The organism is Micromonospora sp. NPDC000207 (genome assembly GCF_040300925.1).
Classification (GTDB): Bacteria; Actinomycetota; Actinomycetes; order Mycobacteriales; family Micromonosporaceae; genus Micromonospora.
In genome coordinates, this window is sequence record NZ_JBEPEQ010000111.1 from 1 (window position 1) to 19,187 (window position 19,187).

Annotated in this window: 12 protein-coding genes; 6 read left to right on the forward strand and 6 right to left on the reverse strand. The window is 71.0% G+C overall.

Features of this window, described 5'->3' with window-relative positions:
- Positions 1-128: 128 nt before the first annotated feature.
- The 4 genes from ABT336_RS22615 to ABT336_RS22630 form a co-directional block, all read right to left on the reverse strand.
- Positions 129-4,121, reverse strand: a complete 3,993-nt coding sequence (locus ABT336_RS22615; protein ID WP_350898790.1) for a ThuA domain-containing protein — start codon at positions 4,119-4,121, stop codon at positions 129-131.
- Positions 4,122-4,163: 42 nt separating this feature from the next.
- Positions 4,164-5,357: a multicopper oxidase domain-containing protein gene (locus tag ABT336_RS22620; RefSeq protein WP_350898792.1), complete on the reverse strand. Its 1,194-nt coding sequence runs from the start codon at positions 5,355-5,357 to the stop codon at positions 4,164-4,166.
- A gap of 104 nt (positions 5,358-5,461) precedes the next feature.
- Positions 5,462-7,438 (reverse strand): OmpL47-type beta-barrel domain-containing protein, encoded by a 1,977-nt coding sequence (locus tag ABT336_RS22625; protein ID WP_350898794.1) that lies wholly within the window; start codon positions 7,436-7,438, stop codon positions 5,462-5,464.
- A gap of 709 nt (positions 7,439-8,147) precedes the next feature.
- Positions 8,148-8,345, reverse strand: coding sequence for a winged helix-turn-helix domain-containing protein (locus ABT336_RS22630; RefSeq protein ID WP_350898810.1), 198 nt, complete (start codon positions 8,343-8,345; stop codon positions 8,148-8,150).
- A gap of 65 nt (positions 8,346-8,410) precedes the next feature.
- On the opposite strand from ABT336_RS22630, the gene ABT336_RS22635 reads away from it, so the two are divergent.
- Positions 8,411-8,602, forward strand: a complete 192-nt coding sequence (locus tag ABT336_RS22635) for a hypothetical protein (protein ID WP_350898812.1) — start codon at positions 8,411-8,413, stop codon at positions 8,600-8,602.
- 80 nt (positions 8,603-8,682) lie between these two features.
- Here ABT336_RS22635 and ABT336_RS22640 read toward each other — a convergent pair whose 3' ends face one another.
- Positions 8,683-9,384, reverse strand: a complete 702-nt coding sequence (locus tag ABT336_RS22640; RefSeq protein ID WP_350898796.1) for a hypothetical protein — start codon at positions 9,382-9,384, stop codon at positions 8,683-8,685.
- Between the two features lie 210 nt (positions 9,385-9,594).
- Between ABT336_RS22640 and mfd the strand changes: the two genes are divergently transcribed.
- The 4 genes from mfd (at position 9,595) to ABT336_RS22660 (ending at position 16,834) form a co-directional block, all read left to right on the forward strand.
- On the forward strand, positions 9,595-13,242 hold the full coding sequence (gene mfd / locus ABT336_RS22645; RefSeq protein ID WP_350898798.1) for a transcription-repair coupling factor: 3,648 nt from the start codon (positions 9,595-9,597) through the stop codon (positions 13,240-13,242).
- A gap of 49 nt (positions 13,243-13,291) precedes the next feature.
- The gene (locus ABT336_RS22650; RefSeq protein ID WP_350898800.1) at positions 13,292-14,068 is read left to right on the forward strand and encodes a SurA N-terminal domain-containing protein; all 777 of its coding nucleotides are present in this window, start codon (positions 13,292-13,294) and stop codon (positions 14,066-14,068) included.
- 20 nt (positions 14,069-14,088) lie between these two features.
- The gene (locus ABT336_RS22655; protein ID WP_350898802.1) at positions 14,089-15,078 is read left to right on the forward strand and encodes a nucleoside triphosphate pyrophosphohydrolase; all 990 of its coding nucleotides are present in this window, start codon (positions 14,089-14,091) and stop codon (positions 15,076-15,078) included.
- Positions 15,079-15,211: 133 nt separating this feature from the next.
- Complete coding sequence (locus tag ABT336_RS22660) at positions 15,212-16,834, forward strand: DUF885 domain-containing protein (protein ID WP_350898804.1); 1,623 nt, start codon at positions 15,212-15,214, stop codon at positions 16,832-16,834.
- A 93-nt stretch (positions 16,835-16,927) separates the two neighbouring features.
- Here the strand turns inward: ABT336_RS22660 and ABT336_RS22665 are convergent, their stop codons facing one another.
- Positions 16,928-17,614, reverse strand: coding sequence for a hypothetical protein (locus ABT336_RS22665; RefSeq protein WP_350898806.1), 687 nt, complete (start codon positions 17,612-17,614; stop codon positions 16,928-16,930).
- A 206-nt stretch (positions 17,615-17,820) separates the two neighbouring features.
- Here ABT336_RS22665 and eno point away from each other — a divergent pair, with 206 nt between their 5' ends.
- Positions 17,821-19,104: a phosphopyruvate hydratase gene (gene eno / locus ABT336_RS22670; protein ID WP_350898808.1), complete on the forward strand. Its 1,284-nt coding sequence runs from the start codon at positions 17,821-17,823 to the stop codon at positions 19,102-19,104.
- Positions 19,105-19,187 lie beyond the last annotated feature (83 nt).

The window sequence follows — 19,187 nt, forward strand, 5'->3', positions numbered from 1 at the left end:
CCGCTCTCCCGATGTGGTTGGCGGGCCGCCGGTCGGGCCGCCGCGCGGGGTGGGTGGGCGGGTGGGCCCGCCGGGGGGGGCCGGCGCGGCGGTACGGGAGGAGCCCCGTACCGCCGCGCCGGCTTCGGTCAGAGCGCGCGGACCCGGATGTCCCGGAAGTCCATCACGTCACTGTTGCCGTGGTTCTGCAACCCGACGAACCCGCTGGTGAACTGCCGCAGGTCGGTCGGTGGGTCACCCGCCCGGGACGACTGCTTCCCCGGGACGTTGTCGAACTCGTTGAGGACGACCCCGTTGCGGATGATCGTGTAGCGCTGCCCGACCACCCTGATCTCGTAGTCGTTCCACTGGCCCTTCGGGGTGGCCCCCGCCTGGTCCAGCGTCAACGGCTGGAAGTTGTAGACCGAGCCGGTCTTCTGGGTCTCACCGGTGGCCCCGTCGTAGAGCTGGATCTCGTGACCGCACATGATCGCCACCCAGGCCTCCGAGGTGCGGGCCGAGCCGAGGGTGGAGCAGGCTCCCTCGGGCCGGTCCTCCAGCGGGATCCGGGGGTCCGGGAACCGGACGAAGACCCCACTGTTGGCGCGGGTGGTGCCGGGGGATGAGTCCCGGAACTTCATCTTGATCGAGTAGTCGGTCAACTCCTGGCCCGCGTACCAGAGCATGCCCATTCCGCCGATGCTGCGGATGGTGCCGTCGAGGTTCAGGGCGAAGGAGCCCCCGGGCGCCTGTCGCCAGTCCGCCAGGGAGTGCGCGGTCCCGTCGAAGATGGGCTGGTATCCGGGGGTACGACCGATCGGGGAGTCGACCCCGGCGGCCCGCAGGGTGGTGGCCTCCTCGTTGTTGATGACCCGGGTCTTGAGCAGGTGGTCGATCGCCTCGTCCAGGTGGGCGAGGAAGGACCCCTGGTTGGGCCAGGTCCGCTCGTCGTCGATCAGGTCGTTGACGGTGCAGCCACCGTTTGCCTTCCGGTTGGTCAGCCCGGTGTCGGTGTCCAGCAGCCACACGGTGGCCCGGGTGTCCGGGGCGACGCAGCCGGTGGTCACGTCGACGGTGCCGGTGGCGGTCGTACCGTCGGCGTAGGTGACCTTCACCGTGGCCTGGTACGAGCCGTGCGTGCGGTAGGCGTGGGTCGGGTGCGGCTGGGTCGATCCCTTGGTGCCGTCGCCGAAGTCCCACTCCCAGGCCACCCCGCCCACCTTGTGGCTGGAGAAGGCGACCGTCCGGTGGTTGCTGGCGGCTGTCACCCGGGCGGAGGCGTGGGCCGGGCTCGGGCTGGCCTCCCCGCCGGTGTAGACGATCCGGATCAACTTCTGGTTGCCGTGCAGGCTGAAGAAGCCGCCCGCGTAGTCGAGCATGTAGAGCGCGCCGTCCGGGCCGAACTTGGCGTCCATCCAGGACTGGAGCTGGGTGCCCCCGTTGCCGCCCGGGATGATCGCCCGGAGGTCCTCGGCGAAGGCCGGGGCCCCCTGCTCGGGCACGTTCGCCGGGTCGACGGTGACAGCCACCCGGTTGTTGGAGTTGGACTGGTCACCGATGAACCACTTGTTGTCCCAGTACGCCGGCCAGGCCACACCGCTGTTCGTGTCGACCTCCGACCGGTGGTAGGTCGGGCCGTCCATCACCGCCTGTCCGCCGCCGCGCAGCCACGGGCGGGTGAAGGTCTCCTCGCCGAGGACGTACGAGGGCAGCCCACTGCCGTCGGTCCGGGTCGGGTAGACCGGGCCGCCGCCCTGCGGGGAGTACCAGATCATGCTGGGACGGGACGGTGGGATGTCCACCAGACCCGTGTTGCGGGGCGAGGTGTTCTTCAGGTTGTCGCAGTCGTACCAGCCGGCCAGCACGCTGGCGTCGGTGTTGCTCCGGTCCCGGTAGGGCTGGTTGTCACCCATGCAGAACGGCCAGCCCTGGTTACCTGCGGAGGTGATGATGGTGGCGTGCTCGTACTTCGCCGGGCCCAGCTCCGGGCTGGGGGAGGCGGCGTCCGGGCCGACCCAGGCTGCGGTCAGCCAGTTGTTGACCGGATCCCAGTTGAGCCGGGAGATGTTCCGGACACCCATCACGTAGATCTCGGGAAGGGTCTTGCCCCCGCCCTCCTCCTGCCCGGTGAAGAGGTTCCCCTCCGGGATGGTGTACGTCCCGTCGTCCTCCGGGTGGATCCGCAGGATCTTGCCGTCGTGGCTGTTTGTGTTGCCGGAGGTACGGCGGGCGTCCTGGAAGGAGATGCCCGCGTACTCCTGGGTCCAGTTGTTCCCGGAGTACCCGTCGGAGCCGCCGGAGGAGTTGGCGTCCCCGCTGCCGATGTAGAGGTTGCCCTCGTCGTCGAAGGCCATCCCACCACCGGCGTGGCAGCAGCTGTGGATCTGGGTGTCCCAGCTCAGCAGGTCCTTGCGGGTGTCCTGGTCGATGGTGTCGGCCTGCTTGTCGTAGGTGAACCGGGAGACGGTCCGCTTGCCGACCCGCTTCTCCCTGTCGATGGACTCGTGCGGCATCCAGAACGCGTAGACCCAACCGTTCTCGGCGAACTTCGGGTCGAGGGTGATGCCGATCAGGCCCTCTTCGTTCTTGACCAGCTCACTGCCGCTGCCCCGGTTGCCCATCACCGGCAGGGTGGTGAGGAGCTTGACCTGCTTGGTCTCCGGGTCCCACCGGTGGATGGTGCCGCAGCCCAGGCCCACGTTGGGGTTGTCCCAGCTGGCGATCGGGCCGGACGGGCAGGCCGCCTTGCCGATGTAGAAGACCGAGCCGTCGGGGGAGATGGTCAGCCCGTGCGGCTCGCCGATCTGGTCGAGCTGCCCGGAGGTGTTGGTGGTGGTGAGTCGCTCCACCCGGTAGTTGGCGGCGATCGTCGCCTGGCAGTCGCCCCGGACGGTGCCGGAGGTCCACTGGATCGCACCGAGCAGGTGACTGCGGAACTGGGTGTCACTGGTCCAGCTCTGCTCGGTACGCCCCATCCCGGTGTAGAAGGACCGGCCGCCGTCGTAGTCACGGCACCAGGAGATCGGGTGGAACGGCCCGTTGCCGGCGAGTCCGGCGTCGTAGCTGGTCTCGTCGACCTGGGCGACGGTGTGTACCCGCCCGACGGGGCTCGGGTCCCAGTTGATCCACTGGTCGGACCGCTTCCAGGTCAGCGGGAGACCCTCGTTGGCCGGGTGCTGCCTGTCGGTGACCTGGACCACCGCCTCCTGCACCTTGGTCTCCGGTGCCGCCGGGGCGTCGTCGCCGATCAGCCACAGCTCGGCGAGCTGGATCAGCGGCTCACCGCTGTTGGCGGTGATGTTGAGCCGGTAGTGCAGGTACGCCCGGTCGTTGTCGAAGGAGAACTGCCGGGTCTGGAAGCGCTGGGGGAAGGTCTGCCCGGTCCGCCGGTCCAGGTCGGTCCAGGTCTGTCCGTCGTCGGAGCCCTGGAGGGTCCAGTCCCTCGGGTCCCGGCCGGCGGAGTCGTTTGCCGAGGAGAGGGCGTACCGGTTGATCACCTTCGGCTCGGCGAGCTTGCCGGCGAGCCAGCCGGTGTTGGTCCGGACCAGCCACTTGGTGCTTGTGGTGCCGTCGAAGGCGTGCTGGGCGGTCTCGTTCGGCGGGTTGTTGCCGCTGGCTGTCGCCTCCACCACCTTCTCGGCGGCGGGCAGGCTGGGCGCGGGCCGGGTGCCGATCAGGCCGGTGAACCACTCCGACCCGGGCTGGGCGTACGCGGCGTCGTGGACGCCGACGAACCCGCCGCCGCCCTTGACGTACGCCTGGAACGCCGCCTCCTGGTTGTCGTCGAGGGTCACCCCGTTGGCGGAGAGGAAGACGACGCTGCGGTACCGGGCCAGGTTGTCGGCGTTGAAGACGCTCGGGTCGTCGGAGGAGTGGACGTAGAAGCCGTTCTCGCTGCCCAGCCTCTTGATGATGTTGGTGGCCCGGTTGACCGGGTCGGCCTGGTCGGCGGCGGGACCGTGGAAGACCAGGACGTTCACCACCCGGCTGCCCCAGGTGGGGGGTGCCGCGCTGGCCGGCTCGGCGGCGGTCGGAACCACGCTGAGCAGGCCGGCGGTGAGGACGGCGGCGGAGGTCACGGCGAGGGCGCGGCGGGTGGAGGTGCGCAGTCGGGTCAGACGGAAATGGCGTTTATGGGCCATTTCTGCTCCTTCTGGGGACGGGGAGGGTGGGGGAGGGTGGGGTCAGTTGCCGGCGGGCTGGTGTGTGGAGTGGTCGACCGCACCGGCGGGGGTGTTCGAGGCCGGGGCGTTGGCGCCGCCCGAGCCCGCAGCGGGGCCGTGCACGTGGGACCCGTGGTGCGGCGGCATCTGTCCGTTCTCGTCGAGGATGTGCAGGCTGGTCGCCATCCCGAGGTCGGAGTGGAACTGCATGTGGCAGTGCAGCATCCAGTGCCCCGGGCCGACCGCGTCCCCGGCGACGACGGTGAAGCCGAACGAGTCACCAGGGCCGAGGGTCTTGTTGTCGATCACCGGAATCGAGTCGACGAGGGCCTTGTTGTCCCCGGCCACCAGACCGGTACGGGTGTCCGCCCAGGCGTGTCCGTGCAGGTGGAAGGTGTGCATGTCGTTGCCGATCCCGACGACGATGAACTCCACCTTCTCGCCCACCTTGGCGACCAGGCAGGTCGGTCCCGGCTGCGGGTTCACCGGGTCGCAGGTGTCGACCTCGGCGCCCCGCCGCAGGTTGATCGTCTGCCGGTCACCGAAGAAGCTGACGTAGGTGCGGTCCGGTCGGGGATCGCCCTGGCGGCGTACCACCAGGCCGCCGAAGAGCCCGGCGTTGAGCCCCTGGGTGCCGTGGCTGCCGCCGACCACGTGATCGTGGTACCACCAGTATCCGGCGGTACCCGGGGATCCGGTCTTGCTGTTGCGCGGCTTGGCATACCAGGTGTAGCTGCGGGACTGGCCCGGGCCGACGTACGAGCCGGGCTCGACGGTGCCGTCGGAGTCCTGGGTGTACTTGACCCCGTGCACGTGCAGCGAGACACCGAGCGGGTGGTTCGGGTCGGTCCGCAGCGCGGCCAGGGTCGCCTCGGGCACCTGGTTGTGCAGGGTGAGCCGGAGACACTCGCCCTCGATCATCTCCAACGTCGGACCCGGGTACGACGCCGACTGGGGGGTCAGTCCGTACCCGAGGCGGACCTGGTTGGTCGACGGGTCCCGGGGCAGCTCCACCGCGTACAGCTCGATGGATCGGTCCGGTGCCACGCACCCGTCGGGCTTCTCGGCGAAGTACCCGGACTGGACGGCGAAGGCGGTGCCCGCGCTGCCCAGGGTGATCGCCGCCACGGCCACTGCCAGCAGGGTCCGCAGGCCGCTTGTTCGAGGAGGTCTCTTCGGTTCCGGTCGGTGCTCGATCACGTCGGTCTGTTCCACTGCGGTTCCAATCGGGTCGGTCAGCCGTGGCCGGCGGCCCTTGCCGGCCACGGCTGACTCCGGTGGTGGGAGGTGGGTGGCGGGTTTCGGTCACCCGCCCGGGGTCACGGCGTCAGCGGGGCGACCCGGATGTTGCGGAAGCTGACGATGTCGGTGGCGCCGTGCACCTGGAGACCGACGTATCCGTGCGTGTTCTGCCGACCGGCCCCACCGGGGTCGTCCGACCTCGGCGGGGTGAAGACCGCAGCCGGATCGTTGACGTGCTCGTTGATCAGCTCGCCGTTGCGGAAGATCGAGTAGTGCTGTCCGACCACCCGGATCTCGTAGTCGTTCCAGGTGCCCTTCGGCGTGACACCGGCCCCGTCCAGGTCGATCTGGTCGAACCCGTAGACCGACCCGGTCTTGTACTGGTCACCGTCGGTGCGGTCGAGGATCTGGATCTCGTGGCCGTACTTGATGGCCACCCACTCCGGGCGGGACTCCTGCGGGTGCTGGTGCACGCCGGGGAAGCGGACGAACACCCCGCTGTTGGCCCGACCGTCGCCCGGGGCGTCGTCGCGCCACTGCAACTTCAACGAGAAGTCCCCGTACTGGCGGATCGGATACCAGAGCATCCCCAGGCCGTCGACCGGCCTGCTGGTGATCGAGCCGTCGGCGTTACGGCTGAACCCGCCCGCCCCGACGTGCTCCCACTCGTTGAACGAGGCACCCGAGCGGCTCAGCAGCGACCGGTAGCCGGTCTGCTCGTCGGACTTGCCGACGTTCGAGGCGCGGGCCGAGTCGACGAGGGACTGACGCTCGTCCCGGTTGATCACACCGAGGTGCATCAGGTGCTGGGTGGTCGCCCGGACGTGGGTCATGAACTCGTTGTGGTTGAGCCAGATCCGCTCGCTGGCCATCAGGTTGTTGATCGTGCAACCGGTGCCGACCGTCCGGTTGGGCAGACCGGTGTCGACGGTGCCGAACCAGACCGTCGGACGGGTGTCGAGCACCGCGCAGTCCGGGTCGGTGCCGCCCATGACCACAGTGAAGGTCACCGACTCCGCCGTCGAGGTGTTCCCGGCGTTGTCGGTGGCCCGGTAGCTGACGGTGTGCTGGCCCGGTCGGTTGACGGCGAAGGGCCCGGTGTACGTGGTGAAGGGCTGGCTGTCGAGGGAGTACTCGATGGTGGCCACGCCGGAGTCGGCGTCGGAGGCGGAGATGGTCACGGTGGCCGCGCCCACGTACGCCCCGTCACCGTCACGCTCACCGCTGAGGCTCGCCGTCACCGTCGGCGCCGTGGTGTCCGGGTCCGGGGGTGCGACGACTGTGAAGTCCACCGACTGGACCGCCGAGGTGTTCCCGGCGACGTCGGTGGCCCGGTAGTCGACCCGGTGCTCGCCGGGCTCGTTGACTGTCAGCGGCCCGGTGTAGGCGGCGAAGGCCGCCCCGTCGAGCGAGTACTCGATGCTCTCCACGCCGGACTCGGCGTCGCTCGCGGTCAGGGTGACGGTGGCCGCGCCGACGAAGGCACCGGCGTTGTTCTGCTGGCCGGCGACCGAGGCGCTCACCGTCGGGGCGGTGGTGTCCTCCTCCTCGTCCTCACCGGTGACGACGAGCAGGCCGGCCATCATGCCGTGCCCGGGGATCGCGCAGAAGTACCGGTAGGTGCCGGGGGTGAGGACCACGTCCACCGTCCACCGACCGCCGTTGCCGTCGAAGGGGTCGGCCAGGATGTTGACGTCGACGTCCTGGTTGTACCTCGGGTCACCGGTCTCGAAGGTGAGGGTGTGCTGCATGCCGCTGGTGTTGCCGGTAGCGGCGCTGTTCTCGAAGACCAGTGTCGCCGGACCGGCCACGGCGGTGGCCGGGGCGTCCTTGTAGGCGGTGACGTCGTTGTCTGCCGTCCAGGTCAGGACCTGGTCCTGCAGTTGGTCGGCGTTCTCCTTCGCCCCCACGGGCACGGCGTTGAGGGCGGTCGTGAGCAGCAGTGTGAACGCCAGGGTCAGCGCGGCGAGGGGACGTCGGTACCGGCCGGCGGCGGGTGTCGGGGGACGGGGTCGGCGACTCGATGTGCCGTACCCGAGCGAGCGGAATGGCATGTCCGGCATACCTTTCAATCAAGGTCTTTGTCAGACTTTGTCGGGCATCCCGATGGCTGGTTCCACCGGAGTTGCCTGATGGTGGTGGCGTGACGGGCGCGCGGCAGCCTCACCTGTCCGTCCCCGCGTCGCCGGACGGCCGGTGACGGCCGGGCGGGACCACGGAATCGGCAGGCGTGCCGGAGGTGACGCCGAAGGTTGCGCGACGGGCAGGGTGAACCCGACCGTGTTCAGACGGGTGGTGGGGTGAGGGCGGGCGGGGAGGGGGTCTGTCCGGGCTGGTCTTCGCCGCCGGGTCGGGCGGGCGGGGGTGGAAGGTCCAGGGACGTGGCGCGCGCCGTCGCGCCGGATCGGATGTGACTGTGGGTCTCCGCCGAGGTGCCACCCCGGCGAAGTGACCGTGGCCGTGGGCGTGAGGCGCGCCCCGTTGCCAGGTCCCGCGAGGTAGCCGCGCCGTCGGTTACCTCACCGAAACATCTTCGTGGCCCGACCCTAACGGACTTGCCATTGAGGTGTCCATATCTTTCGGTCATGGAGCCAAGACTTTTATCGTTCTGAACGAAAGTGATGGCTAAAGTCCACTTCGACCTTTTGCACCAGCCATGCGAACCCGCCGTCGCACTGGGCATCTGCCCTGGTCAACGTCCACAGTGGCGCAATCGTGGGGTCATCCGTCGGCCCGCCCGACCAACGCCGTCGTACGCCTCGACTACCCCGCGTCCCGCTCCCGCACGAAGACGCCCGCGCCCGGTGCGCCCTCGACCAGGTTTCGAGCCTTGAGCCAGTCGACGGCTGAGCGGACCACCTGACGGGACACTCCGAACTCCGCACACAGCTCGGTGCCGGAGGGCAGCTTGGTCCCCGGGGGATAGTCGCCGGACTCGATCCGCTCGGTCAGTGCGTCGATGAGTCGTTGCCGGGCGTGGCGACCTGCACCTGTCCCGACTCGCCACGGCTGCTCAGGGGGACGAGGTGTTCCAGCTCCGGGTGGGACTGTGGCGGATGGAGGTCGGGCCGAATCCGCCCTCCGGCCTGCTCCTCGAACTGTCCAGCGGGTCGGAGGCCGAACGCTGGCTGATCGGGACCGACCAGTCCCGGGCACTGGTCCACCTGTCCCGCCGGTTGGTACGCCGACTGGATGCGGCGTCCCTCCGGGCCGCCTGAAGCGCAGGGCGAGCCGAGTGGACTGCGATCTTGGAAGGTTCGGGCCGTCCCAGGGACCCGAACCTTCCGATCTGCAAGGGTCAGGTGATGGGGCAGCGGCCGGCGCTGTAGTGGGCGACGGCTGCCATGATCTCGGCCTCCGGCCTGTCGGCGAAGTTGAGGGTGGCCACCAGGCCGGAACCGTAGAAGGCGTGGAGGACGCCGCTGTCCAGCGCGGTGAACACGCCCAGGTTCTGCACGGAACGGGGGTCGTGGGGGCGTACGACGAGCATCTTCTCCAGGCTCCACCGGCGGCGGGAGATCTGGGCGACTGCCTCCCAGGGCAGCCAGACGGCCTGCCCCCGGGTCGGTCGGCTGCGGATCCAGACTCCGGCCGGGCTGAGCGCCAGGACCGGGCCGCCGGAGGCGATCAACCAGAGTTGGAAGCCCAGCGCCAGGGCGACCAGGGGCAGCAGGCAGGCGAGCAGGCCGAGCAGGCCGAACACGGCTTCACCGGCCTGGCGGGCGGCGAAGCCGGCCAGGCAGAGGAACGGGGCGAACACCACCAGGACCACACCGCCTATCACGCCGCCCCGCTTCGCGATGCTGGGGCGGACCACGAACGGCTGGTCCTCCGGGATGCGCTTCGTCACCGGGGTGGTCGGGGGCGGGGGGTAGCCCCCGGGTGGGGGCGCGCCGTATCCGGGTGGTGGTGACCCGGCGCCGGGGTGGGGCGGCTGGCCTGGATACGGGTTGCCGTACGGCTGGCCGGGTGGCGGGGGACCGGGCGGGGGGTAGCTCACCGGGGCGCTCCAGGTGCTGGTCGGACGGGGCGGGATCAGGGTACGAGGCGGGCGACACGGTGTGTTCGCACAGATCTCCGCAGCGGGGATACCCTGAGGTGGCCACCCCTGGTCCTGGACTGGACGCGGGGTCTTCGTCGTGTGTCGGCACCCGATTTTTCGCATCTGTGGTGCCGACTCCGGTACGTCCGATTTTCGCGGGAAGTGACAATGACTACGCTTGCCGGACTGCTCGCCGCCGCTCTCGGTGACCCGGCCCTGGCCCGGGTCCGGGACCTGGCCCGTTCCGGGGCGGCCCAGGCCGACGGGCTCGACGTGACAGCCCCGGCGGCGCTGCGCCCCTTCACCACCGCCGCGATCGCCGCAGACAACGGGGCGGACGCGCAGGGGGGTGCCGGGCGGCCGGTCCTGGCGGTGACGGCGACCAGCCGGGAGGCCGACGACCTGGCCGCCGCGCTGGGCGACCTCCTTCCCGCCGAGCAGGTGGCGGTCTTCCCCTCCTGGGAGACCCTGCCGCACGAGCGGCTCTCCCCCCGCTCCGACACCGTCGGGCGGCGGCTGGCGGTGCTGCGTCGGCTGGCCCACCCGGGGTCCGCCGACGCCCACGGGCGGACCGGTCCGTTGCGGGTGGTGGTGGCCCCCGTCCGGTCCCTGCTGCAACCGCAGCTCAAGGGGCTCGGCGACCTGGAGCCGGTGCAGTTGGCCGCCGGGGACGAGGCCGATCTGGAAGAGGTCGCCCGCCGGTTGACCGACATGGCGTACGCCCGGGTCGACCTGGTCACCAAGCGGGGCGAGTTCGCGGTGCGCGGCGGGATCCTCGACGTCTTCCCGCCCACCGACGAGCACCCGTCCCGGGTCGAGTTCTGGGGCGACGAGGTGGAGGAGATCCGTACCTTCGCCGTCGCCGACCAGCGGACCATCGAGGGCGTACCCACGCTCTGGGCCCCGCCCTGCCGGGAGTTGCTGCTCACCCCGGCGGTCCGTCGACGCGCCGCCGACCTGTCGCAGGCGCACCCGGAGCTTGCCGAGATCTGCGACAAGCTGGCCGAGGGCATCCCGGTGGAGGGGATGGAGTCCCTGGCCCCGGCCCTGATCGGCGCGGACTCGCTGGAGCTGCTGCTGGACACCATGCCGGGCGGCACCCACGTGATCCTCTGCGACCCGGAGCGGATCCGGACCCGGGCCCACGACCTGGTCCGTACCTCGGACGAGTTCCTCCAGGCCAGCTGGGCCGCAGCGGCCGTCGGCGGCAAGGCCCCGGTGGACCTGGGCGCCGCAGCCTTCAAGACCCTGGCCGAGGTACGCGCCACCGCCGCGCGGCTGCGCCAACCCTGGTGGACCCTGTCCCCGTTCGGGCTGGTCGAGGGGGAGACCCCGCCGACCCGGCGCCCCTGGGAGGACGAGCCGGAGGCCGGCGACGTCACCCCCGACGACGCGATAGCCGTCACCGTCGCCGCCCAACCCGCCCCCCTCTACCACGGGGAGACCCCCCGGGTGGTCGAGGACCTCAAGCGGTGGTCCGGCGAGGGATGGTCGGTCGCGCTGGTCTTCGAGGGTCACGGCCCCGCCCAGCGGGCCGTCGAGGTGCTGCGCGACGCCGGTCTGGGGGCCCGCCTGGTGGAGCAGGTGCCGGCCGCCCCCACCCCCGGCGAGGTGCTGGTCACCTGCGGTTCCGTCCGGCACGGCTTCGTGGCCGAGGCGTCCCGGTTCGTGCTGCTCACCGGCGACGACATCACCGGCGGTCGGGGCACCTCGACCCGGGACATGCGGAAGATGCCCAGCCGACGGCGCAACACCATCGACCCGCTGGAGCTCAAGGCCGGCGACTTCGTCGTGCACGAGCAGCACGGCATCGGCCGGTACGTCGAGCTGGTGCAGCGGACAGTGAACGGGGCCTCCCGGGAGTACCTGGTGATCGAGTACGCCCCGAGCAAGCGCAACCAGCCCGGGGACCGCCTCTTCGTCCCCACCGACCAGCTCGACCAGCTCAGCCGGTACGTCGGCGGCGAACAGCCGACCCTGCACAAGATGGGCGGCTCGGACTGGCAGAAGTCGAAGGCCCGGGCCCGCAAGGCGGTCCGGGAGATCGCCGCCCAGCTCATCCAGCTCTACGCCGCCCGGAAGGCGTCGAAGGGGCACTCGTTCGCCCCGGACACCCCCTGGCAGCGCGAACTGGAGGACGCGTTCCCCTGGCAGGAGACTCCGGACCAGCTCGCCGCGATCGACGAGGTCAAGCGGGACATGGAGGAGACGGTCCCGATGGACCGGCTGATCTGCGGCGACGTCGGGTACGGCAAGACCGAGATCGCGGTCCGGGCGGCGTTCAAGGCGGTGCAGGACGGCAAGCAGGTGGCGGTGCTGGTGCCCACCACCCTGCTGGTGCAGCAGCACTTCAACACCTTCGCCGAGCGGATGAGCCAGTTCCCGGTGACGGTCCGGCAGCTGTCCCGGTTCCAGACGGCCAAGGAGTCCGAGCGGACCATGGAGATGGTCGCCGACGGCACCGTCGACATCGTCATCGGCACCCACCGGCTGTTGCAGGCGGCGACCCGGTTCAAGTCGCTGGGACTGGTCATCATCGACGAGGAGCAGCGGTTCGGGGTGGAGCACAAGGAACACCTGAAGACCCTGCGGGCCTCCGTCGACGTCCTGGCCATGTCGGCGACCCCGATCCCGCGGACCCTGGAGATGGCGATCACCGGAATCCGGGAGATGTCCACCATCGCCACCCCGCCGGAGGAGCGTCACCCGGTGCTGACCTTCGTCGGCGCGCACGACGAGCGGCAGGTGGCCGCCTCCATCCACCGGGAGCTGCTCCGCGACGGCCAGGTGTTCTACCTGCACAACCGGGTCGAGTCGATCGACCGGGCGGCGCGTCGGCTGCGGGAACTGGTGCCCGAGGCCCGGGTCGCGGTGGCGCACGGCCAGATGGGCGAGGAGGCCCTGGAGAAGGTGATGGTCGGCTTCTGGGAGAAGGAGTTCGACGTCCTGGTCTGCACCACCATCGTGGAGTCCGGCATCGACATCCCCAACGCCAACACCCTCATCGTGGAGCGGGCCGACCTGCTCGGCCTGGCCCAGCTGCACCAGATCCGGGGCCGGGTCGGCCGGGGCCGCGAGCGGGCGTACGCGTACTTCCTCTACCCGCCGGAGAAGCCCCTCACCGAGCACGCCCACGAGCGGCTGGCCACCATCGCCCAGCACACCGAGCTGGGCGCGGGCATGTACGTGGCGATGAAGGACCTGGAGATCCGGGGGGCCGGCAACCTTCTCGGCGGGGAGCAGTCCGGCCACATCGAGGGGGTGGGCTTCGACCTGTACGTCCGGATGGTCGGCGAGGCGGTCCAGGCCTTCAAGGGGGAACAGCCCGAGGAGGAGACCGACGTCAAGATCGACCTCCCGATCGACGCGCACCTGCCCCACGACTACGTCGGGGTGGAGCGGCTCCGCCTGGAGATGTACCGCAAACTCGCCGAGGCCCGCGACGACGACCGGCTGCGGGAGGTGGTCGCCGAGATGACCGACAGGTACGGCGAGCCGCCCGCCCCGGTGCAGAACCTGGTCGCGGTGGCCCGGTTCCGGCTCCTGGCCCGCCGGTACGGCCTCACCGACGTCAGCATGCAGGGCAAGCACCTGCGCTTCGGCCCGCTGCCGCTGCCCGACTCCAAGCAGTTGCGTCTGAAGCGGTACCACCCGGACTCGGTCTACAAGCAGGCCACCGACCAGGTCAGCGTGCCCCGACCGAGCACCCGACGCATCGGCGGGGAGCCCCTGCGTGACCAGGCCCTCCTGGAGTGGTGCGGCCAACTGCTCGACGACGTCCTCGGTGCACCCACCCCGGTCGGGGCGTCGAAGTGACCACCTGGGAGGCAATGGCCTCCGTACCGGATGTGAGAGAGTGACCCGCATGCGTGTTCGTCGTCTCATCGCCGCTGCCAGCGTCGCAGCCATCGGTGTCCTGTCCGTCGCCGGTTGCGGCAACGCCTCGCCGGACGTGGCCGCGTACGTCGGTGACACGAGGTACTCCCTCGACCGGGTGGACGACATCTACGACGACGCCCAGTCCCGCTTCACCGAGGCGGTCCGTCAGGAGGCGCAGCAGGCCGGGCAGACCCCGACCCCCGAGCAGCTGCGCGCCGACGTCACCCGTCAGGACGTCGTCGACCTGCTGGTCAGCATCGAGCTGGGCAACCGGGTGGCCCAGGCGCAGGGGGTGCAGGTCACCGACGACGTCAGCCCCGAGCAGCTCGCCGGTCAGCTCCGGATCCCCCCGACCGCCGAGTACGCCAAGCTCTGGACCCGGTGGCTCAACCTCTCCACCTCGTTGAGCGCCCAGCTGCCCCCCGCGCAGCTCAGCGACGACTCGGTGATGGCGGTGTACCGCGCCATCGCCAAGACCGGGGCGATCCCGACCGGTCTCGGTGTCGCCGAGGTGCGCCAGGCGTTCGGCGAGGGCACCTTCGTCAGGCAGGCATCCGCGCTCAGCACCGCCCTGACCGAGGAGGCCGACAAGGTCGGCACCACTGTCAACCCCCGGTTCCGCCCGGTGGGTGTCCCGTCGGTGGTCAGCACCGGTCAGTCGCTGGTGTTCTACTCGCTGCCCTACATCGACGCCGCCGGCCCGGTCACCGACATCTCCAGCCCGCGCCCGGCCGCCGGGGATTCCGCCCCGGTCGCCCCCTGAGCAGTGGAGCACCACAGCGCATGACCCGACGGATCGTCCTGCTCGTCACCTCGCCCCGCCTCCCGGCCGGTCTGCTGACCGCCGCCGCCTGGGACGTCGTACGCGCCAACCCGGTGTTGACAGGCGCGGAGAGCGAGCTGACCCGGGCCGTCCGGGCGGCCGGTGCCCAGGTGCGGGTGGTCGACTCGGGGGCCACCCCGGCGCTGCTCGACACGGTGGCCGCCCACGACACGGTGGTCTGGTTGGCCGGACCGGCGGGCGACGAGTCCCTGGCCCGGGAGCTGGGGCTGCGGCTGGCCCGGGAGCCGGGGCTGGCCGAGCTGGAGCTGATGTACGGCTCCTGGGACCCGCCCGGTGCCCGGCTGCTCGACGCGGTCGAGGTGATGGACCGGCTCGCCTCCCCGGGTGGGGATCCGTGGAAACGGGCGCAGACCCACCGCAGCCTCGCCCGGTTCCTGCTGGAGGAGTGCTACGAGGCGTACGACGCGATCGGCGCCGACGACACCGACGCGCTCCGCGAGGAGCTGGGTGACGTCCTGCTCCAGGTCCTCCTGCACGCCCGGCTCGCCGAGGAACTGCCCGAGGGGTCCCGGTGGAACGTCGACGACGTGGCCGGGACGCTCGTGGACAAGATGATCCGCCGTAACCCGCACGTCTTCTCCGGGGCCGAGGCCGGCAGCCTGGCCGAGATCGAGGCCAGCTGGGAGCGGATCAAGCAGGCCGAGAAGGCGCGGGACTCGGTGCTGGACGGGATCGCCTTGGGTCAGCCCGCCCTCGCCCTGGCGGCCAAGATCCTGGACCGGGCCGGGCGGATCGGGTTGACGGTGCCACCACCGGCGGCCGACGCGTCCACCGATCCGGCGGCCCGTCTCGGCGCGGAGCTGCTCGCCACCGTCGCCGCCGCCCACGCGGCCGGGCTCGACCCGGAGGCCGCCCTCCGGCACACCACCCTGGCGTACGCCGACGCCCTGCGCGCCGCCGAACAGCTCACCCGCCCCACCCATCCCTGACCCACCCCGAGGTAAGGAAGGGCCCCTTGTTAACGGGGGCGGAGTGAGAAGGGTGCCCTTCTCTACCGTAGGCGTTAACAGGGGGCCCTTCCTTACCCCTCGGGCGGGTGGGGGTGGGGGTAGGGTCCGCGGGGTGGAAGAGTTTGTGCCGCTCGCCGGGCGGATCGTCGACGCCCTCCTGACCAGCCGTCCCGGCCTCGCCACCGCCCTCGGGGACCACCGGTCCGACGATCGTCTCCCCGACCTGGGCACCGAGGCCGTCGCTGCGGACGTGGCGATGCTGACCGACGCCGCCGACGCGCTGGCCGAGGTGGACACCGACGCCCTCGACCTCGACGAGCGGGTCGACCACGAGCTGCTCAGCTCCTTCGTGGACCGGGCACTGTTCGAGTCCACCGAGATCCGCAGCCACGAGTGGGACCCGCTGCGGCACAACCCCGGCCCGCTCCTGCACGCCCTCCTGGCCCGCCCGTACGCCCCGGCGGAGGTCCGGCTCACCGACCTGGCCGGGCGGTTGGCCGCCGTACCGGATGCGTTGGCGACCGCCCGCGCGACGCTGCGTGACGTCCCGCGCATCCACGCCGAGACGGCGGTCGGGCAGTTCACCGGCACGGCGGCGCTGATCCGAGACGAGGTCCCCGCCCTCCTCGCCCAGGCCCCCGGGCTGCACGAACGGGTCGAACCCGCCGCCACGGCCGCGATCGCCGCGATCGAGGAGTTCGTCGCCGGACTCCGCGTCGACCTGGCCACCGACGACGGGCCGGGCCGCGACCCCCGGCTGGGGCGGCGACGGTTCGAGGCCCGGCTGTGGCACACCCTCGACACCGAGCTGAGCGCCGCCGAGATCCAGCGCCGGGCCTGGGACCGACTCGACCGGATCACCGGGGAGATCCGGGAGGCGGCGGTCGAGCTGGTCGGCGGTCCGGCCGACGACGAGACGGTACGCCGGGCGCTGGACCTGCTCGCCGCCGAGCACCCCGACGACCACACCATCGTCGACCTGGCCGCCACCACCCTGGACGAGGCCACCGACTTCGTCCGGGACCACGACCTGGTCAGCCTGGTCGACGACCCCTGCGTCATCGAGGAGATGCCCGAGTTCGCCAGGGGTGTGGCCGTCGCCTACTGCGATGCGCCAGGCCCCCTGGAGACGGCGAACCTGCCCACCTTCTACTGCATCTCACCCACCCCGGCCGGGTGGCCGGCGAGCCGGGTGGAGTCCTTCTACCGTGAGTACAACGACCACATGATCCGCGGTCTGACTGTGCACGAGGCGATGCCCGGTCACTTCCTCCAGCTCGCCCACGCCCGCCGGTACGCCGGTCCGACGGCGGTGCGGGCCCTCACCCGCTCCGGGGTCTTCGTCGAGGGTTGGGCGGTGTACGCCGAGGAGCTGATGGTCCGGCGCGGCTTCGGCGGTCTCCCGGTCCGGCTCCAACAGCTCAAGATGCAGCTCCGGATGACCCTCAACGCTCTGCTCGACCAGCTGGTGCACTGCGAGGAGCTGCCAGAGTCGGAGGCGTTGGCCCTGCTGACCGGGCGCGGTTTCCAGGAGGAGGGGGAGGCCGTCGGCAAGTGGCGTCGGGCGCTGCTCACCTCGACCCAGCTCTCCACCTACTTCGTCGGCTACACCGAGATGGCCGGGATCGGCGCGGCCCGCCCCGACGGGGTGTCCCTGCGGCGGTGGCACGACGAGATGCTCGCCCACGACTGCCCGCCCCCGCGCCACCTCCGTACCCTCCTGGCGGCGGGCTGACCCAGGGGCCGGGTCGAACCCGGACCGGGGGACGAGCCGGACCGGGCCGGGACGGGGGTGCCGCCCGGCCCTCCGGGGTCGTCCCGGCGTCGGTCAGGCCTCGGTGGGGCGGCGGTCGACCACGCCGGCACCGGCCGGGACCTCGAAGGCGGCGGGTTCGACGCTCGTCGTGTACCGGGTCAGGGCCAGCTCGACCGACTTGCCCTCCACCGTGCCGGTGAAGCTGCCGAGCACCCCCTCGTTGGTGACGCAGGCGCTGAACGGGTCGGCGACCTGGGAGACCTCCACGCAGGTGGCGTGGAAACCGGCGAGGGTGGTGTCGCTCTGCCTGATCGTCGCGGCCGGGTCCAGGGCGGCGGTGGTGAGCATTCCCATCACCACCGGCGGGGTGACCAGACCGCGTCGCTTGGCCTCGGTGAAGACCGCCACCGTCGGCTTACCGGTGGCCGGTGGGGCGGCCAGGGTGCAGACCGGCTGGTCGGTGGTCTGACACTCGGTGGTCGCCTCCTTCGTCACGGTGAGCTTCCCGCCCGGGTACGTGTACGACGTACGGCCGGGCTTCTGCTCCTGGGCGATGGAGGCGGTCTGACCGCCGGCGAGCTGGTAGTCGGCCGTGTAGGTCAACTCCATCGCCTCGTCCATCCGGGCGGCGACCTCGTTGACGAGTTCGGCGTGGCCGAGGGCGCGGCCGGCGTCGTCGAGGGTCTGGCACCCGGTGAGGGCGAGCGACGCGACGGCCGAGAAGACGAGCGCACGGAGAGTGGTCGTGACGGCGGGCATGGCGCCAGCCTTGTCGATCAGGTCGGCCGGGCGCAAACTCGTTGCCCGGTTGGGCCATGAGAATTCGGGAATGTCCGTCCTCGTCGGCGTCAGCCGGGTGACGCCGTGCCGTCGGGCGTCGCCCGATACGCTGCGTTCAACACCTGCCTCAGCCGCACCGTCGCGGCCCATGTCGGACCGGAACCACACAAACGAGGAGCGACACAGTGGCAACCATCGAAGGAATCGTCGCCCGGGAGATTCTCGACTCGCGGGGCAACCCGACGGTCGAGGTCGAGGTCGGCCTGGACGACGGCACGATCTCCCGCGCCGCGGTGCCGTCCGGCGCCTCCACCGGCGCCTTCGAGGCGATCGAGCTGCGCGACGGTGACAAAGGCCGCTACCTGGGCAAGGGTGTCGAGAACGCGGTCCAGAACATCGAAGACAAGATCGTCGACCAGCTCATCGGTTACGAGGCCAGCGAGCAGCGGCTCATCGACCAGAAGATGCTCGACATCGACGGCACCGACAACAAGGCCGAGCTGGGCGCCAACGCCATCCTCGGCGTCTCCCTCGCGGTCGCCAAGGCGGCGGCCGGCAGTGCGGACCTCAGCCTCTACCGGTACCTGGGCGGCCCCAACGCCCACCTGCTGCCGGTGCCGATGATGAACATCCTCAACGGTGGGGCGCACGCCGACTCCAACGTCGACGTCCAGGAGTTCATGATCGCTCCGATCGGGGCGCCGACCTTCCGGGACGCGCTGCGCTCCGGGGCGGAGGTCTACCACGCCCTGAAGTCCGTACTCAAGCAGAAGGGCCTCTCGACCGGCCTCGGCGACGAGGGCGGCTTCGCCCCGAACCTGCCGACCAACGCCGCCGCCCTGGACCTGATCGCCGAGGCGGTGGAGAAGGCCGGCTACCGGGTCGGCACCGACATCGTCTTCGCCCTGGACGTGGCCGCCACCGAGTTCTTCGACAACGGCACGTACACCTTCGAGGGGACGGCGAAGTCCGCCGAGGAGATGAGCGCCTACTACACCAAGCTCGCCGACGACTACCCGATCGTGTCGATCGAGGACCCGCTGTCGGAGGACGACTGGAGCGGCTGGCAGACCCTCACCGCCTCGGTCGGCGCACGGATCCAGATCGTCGGCGACGACCTGTTCGTCACCAACCCGCAGCGGATCGCCCGGGGCATCGCCGAGAAGGCCGCCAACTCCGTCCTGGTGAAGGTCAACCAGATCGGCTCCCTGACCGAGACCCTCGACGCGGTGGACCTGGCCCACCGGGCCGGCTTCACCTGCATGATGAGCCACCGTTCCGGCGAGACCGAGGACACCACCATCGCCGACCTGGCGGTGGCCACCGGCTGCGGCCAGATCAAGACCGGTGCCCCGGCCCGCTCCGACCGGGTCGCCAAGTACAACCAGCTCCTGCGCATCGAGGAGGAGTTGGGCGACGCCGCCCGGTACGCCGGGGTCGGCGCCTTCCCGCGCTACCGTTCCGCCTGACCCGACGAGCCCTCCGGGGAGGGGTGTGATGCAGCAGCGGCGCACACCGGGTGGTTCGCGCCCCGCCCGCCGGCCGACCGGCC

Bases quoted from the DNA above. Each gene is read 5' to 3' on its own strand.
- ABT336_RS22655 (WP_350898802.1), top strand. From the start codon at position 14,089: ATGACCCGACGGATCGTCCTGCTCGTCACCTCGCCCCGCCTCCCGGCC.
- mfd (WP_350898798.1), top strand. From the start codon at position 9,595: ATGACTACGCTTGCCGGACTGCTCGCCGCCGCTCTCGGTGACCCGGCC.
- ABT336_RS22615 (WP_350898790.1), bottom strand. From the start codon at position 4,121: ATGGCCCATAAACGCCATTTCCGTCTGACCCGACTGCGCACCTCCACC.
- ABT336_RS22625 (WP_350898794.1), bottom strand. From the start codon at position 7,438: ATGCCATTCCGCTCGCTCGGGTACGGCACATCGAGTCGCCGACCCCGT.
- ABT336_RS22665 (WP_350898806.1), bottom strand. From the start codon at position 17,614: ATGCCCGCCGTCACGACCACTCTCCGTGCGCTCGTCTTCTCGGCCGTC.
- ABT336_RS22650 (WP_350898800.1), top strand. From the start codon at position 13,292: ATGCGTGTTCGTCGTCTCATCGCCGCTGCCAGCGTCGCAGCCATCGGT.